At 63.2% G+C, this 3,237-nt stretch carries 3 protein-coding genes; 2 read left to right on the forward strand and 1 reads right to left on the reverse strand.

The annotated features are described in order from the left end of the window. Both EN745_RS32425 and EN745_RS32430 read left to right on the forward strand, forming a co-directional pair. On the forward strand, positions 1-674 hold a 674-nt coding region (locus tag EN745_RS32425), incomplete at its 5' end, for a DUF1403 family protein (RefSeq protein WP_127423134.1). 2 nt (positions 675-676) lie between these two features. Beyond that, the gene (locus tag EN745_RS32430; RefSeq protein ID WP_127423135.1) at positions 677-1,375 is read left to right on the forward strand and encodes an SMC-Scp complex subunit ScpB; all 699 of its coding nucleotides are present in this window, start codon (positions 677-679) and stop codon (positions 1,373-1,375) included. Between the two features lie 117 nt (positions 1,376-1,492). On the opposite strand, the gene rnz is transcribed toward EN745_RS32430, so the two are convergent. Beyond that, positions 1,493-2,398, reverse strand: a complete 906-nt coding sequence (gene rnz, locus EN745_RS32435) for a ribonuclease Z (RefSeq protein WP_127423136.1) — start codon at positions 2,396-2,398, stop codon at positions 1,493-1,495. Positions 2,399-3,237: the final 839 nt, after the last annotated feature.

The raw sequence follows: 3,237 nt of genomic DNA on the forward strand, positions 1-3,237 counted from the left end.
GATCGGCGCTGACCGCCGGCGCCATTTTTGGCGCCTGGCGCCAGCTGGCGCTGCAGCCGCCGGCGGTCAGCGCCGATCGGCTGGCAAAAGGGACCGAGATGCTCGGGCTCGCCCGGGACGACGAGGCGCTCGCCGACCTCTGCAGACACATCGAAAATCTGACGGAGGTGCAGCGGCCGGGGCCATTCGTCTCCGCCGCGATCGCCGCCCACGTCGTCGCCATGCGGCCCGACGCCGAGCTGTTCGCCTGGTGGCTGGCCGACCTGGTGCTGGCGCAAGGCCTGCGCTGGCCGCGCCCACTACCGCTGCTGATGGCGCAAGCCTTTGGCCCGGCTTTTCGCGGCGAGGGCGGCGGCAAGCGCATTCGACCGGGCGAAAAAGGTTTCGAGCGGGCGGTCTGCGTCGCGCTGGTGCAAGCGGCGGCCGAGGCCTGCCGGCTGGCCACCGAGCTGTCGCGCCGCGCTGAAAAGCTTTTGGCGGCGGCGCCGAAGCTGCGCGCGAAAGGCGCGGGCGACGTGATTTTTTTGCTGCTCAATGAAGATGCCGTCGCCGGATCGCTGACGACGAAAAGCCTGTCGCGCTTTGCGGCGCGGCGGCTGTTCGAGCGGCTGCAGCAGCTTGAGGCCGTGCGCGAGCTGTCGGGCCGCCCCAGCTTCCGGCTGTTTGGGCTGTAGCGATGAGCCAAGCCTCCGTCCGCCGCAAGTCGAACGAACAGCCGGCGCTGCTCGACACCGAGCTCGAACACCTGCCGCCGGAACTGCGCTGGCGTGAGTGGATGGGCCGCGTCGAAGCAGTGATCTTTGCGGCAAATGAACCTGTGCCGCGCGAGGTGCTGGCGCGCGTCGTCGGCAAAAACTGCAATCTCGACCTGGTCATCGACGACATCCGCTCCGAGCTCGCTGGTCGCCCCTATGAGCTGGTCGCGGTCGCCGGCGGCTGGCAGCACCGGACCAAAAAGGTCTTTGGCGACGTCATCCACGCTGCCTTCGGTGCGACGGCGGGGCAGGGGGCAAAAGAACTGTCGCAGTCGGAGGCTCTTGTGCTGATGTGCATCGCCTATTTCCAGCCGATCACACGCGGCGAGCTGTCTTCCTTCTTTGGCAAGGAAGTGTCGCGCGATCTGATCGGCGTGCTGCGCGCGCAGGAGCTGATTGCTTCGGGGCCGCGCAGCCCGCAGCCCGGCGCGCCCTACACCTATGTGACGACGAAAAATTTTCTGTCGCAGTTCGGGCTCGACACGCTGCGCCAGCTGCCGGATTTCGAGGCGCTCGAGGACGCCGGATTGCTGTCGAAGGAGAAGCTGCTGGCCGGCGGTATTGCCGGGTTGCCTGACGGCGAGGGCGAGGACGATGTCGTTGAGGACCAGGTGTCGTGAGCGGGGCGTTGTCGCGTGTGATTCCGGATGCACGTTGAAAATGCGATTGGCCGCAATGGCGACGCGCTGAAGGCCTGGCGCGCGCATGATGCCTAACCTGAATGTCATTGTCGGCCGTTATATGGTGAGCACATCGAGATCAGCCGCAATACGGCTGTTCGGAAATGCCCGCACGGCTTCCGCGAGGATTTCTTCGTCGGCATAGCGGCCGGATATATGCGTAAGAACGAGCTGCTTCACGTTGCTCGTCGCTGCCAGAGATGCTGCCTGCGCAGCCGTGAGATGCCCATAGTCGCGCGCCATGGCCGAATCTCGTTCCAGGAAGGTGGCCTCGATCACCAGAAGGTCGGCGCCGCGGACATGTTCCGCGAGCTCATCGGTCGACTCCGTATCGCCGATGATGACCAGCTTCTTGCCTCCTTGCGGCGGACCCAACACGTCTTCGGAAGCAACTTTCCGCCCATCCGTGAGGATGATAGACCGGCCTTCTGCCAGTTCCTTCCTGATTGGACCGTCTGGCACGCCCAGAGACGTGAGGTGCTCGGCGCGAAGGTGGCGGCGCGGTGGTGTCTTGAGCACGAAGCCATAGCTATCTGTGTCGCGGTGAGGAACCTGAAAGCAGTCGATCATGAATTCGTCCGCGTCAAAAAACCGGCCGGGCGTCAGCGGCTCAAGCGTTAGTGGGATCGGCGCTCGTCCTTCACCCCACAGACCAGCGAGCATGCGCACAACGACATCGAGGGTATCCGGGCCTCCATGGACGGTCAGGAGATCGTCGCTTTGCCGCAACCGGAGTGTCGAGAACAGGCCGGGGATCCCGAGGATATGGTCGAAATGCGCATGAGTGAGCAGTAGGCGATGAAGCCGCCTGAAGCCGGCGCCGCTGCGCAGCAGCTGGCGCTGCGTGCCTTCTCCGCAGTCGACCAAAATTCGGTGGCCCGCGGCCTTGACAAGCAGCGCGGGGTGATTCCGCTCGGCAGAGGGTACGCTGGCCGAGGTGCCAAGAAAGGTCAGTCTGAAAATCATGGGAATAGTCTATCCCGCGAGCGGTGACGCCTCAAAGCGGGCAAACAACGCTTTCCGCGCGGCCAGTCTGTCGTGGCCTTCTTTGACTATTTTAGGCCACGCCCTGCTCAGACTTTATCCCCGAGGTATGACCATCACTGGGGCCTACCGAAGTCTAACCAAATGCGGCTTTCCGAGTGGAACCGTGGGTGCTAAGCGCCCCCTGGTCGAACACTGGATCGAGCTTGTACTCGCCCGAGAGCGGTCGCTTTACCTCCTTGGGCCTTCTACCGTGTCGTCTCGAACGCTAGGGCGTTAAGCCCTACGGTACAGCCCCAATTGCTTCAAGGCCTGCTTAGCCTGGGCGTATTCGACAGAAGTGACGGGGCAGCTCTCAGCGGCGGCCCGATACTGACTCGTGGCCTCGGCTGTTCGATTCGACGCCTGATCAAAGACGCCGACGTAAAAGTCAGCCTCGCACTTATCGACCGAGCTGGACGCCGTTGCTATGAGCTTCGCGGGCTGCAGCTTGCCCTCTAAAAAATTCAGCACCAGTCGTGGAAGTCTGCTTCGGATCACCAGGAGCAGGCTTCACATTTCGATCTCGCCATCATGCTCAACTGCCAGTAACCAGACGTGACCAGGCTGCCCATTGAAGTCATCAGGAAGAATGCCGTGCGGCACGCCTCGCCGGGGGCGGTCTGCCCCGCGTCCCGCCTGCGGCGGCGCTATGCTGACATGGGGTAATTGCGGGCGATAGATTCTTCGCCGTCAATGATTCTCATGGAGGCCACCATGGACCAATTTGTTGGGTTAGACGTCTCGCAGGAGATGACCCACCTGTGCGTTATCGGCAG

The organism is Mesorhizobium sp. M4A.F.Ca.ET.022.05.2.1 (assembly GCF_003998845.1).
Classification (GTDB): Bacteria; Pseudomonadota; Alphaproteobacteria; order Rhizobiales; family Rhizobiaceae; genus Mesorhizobium.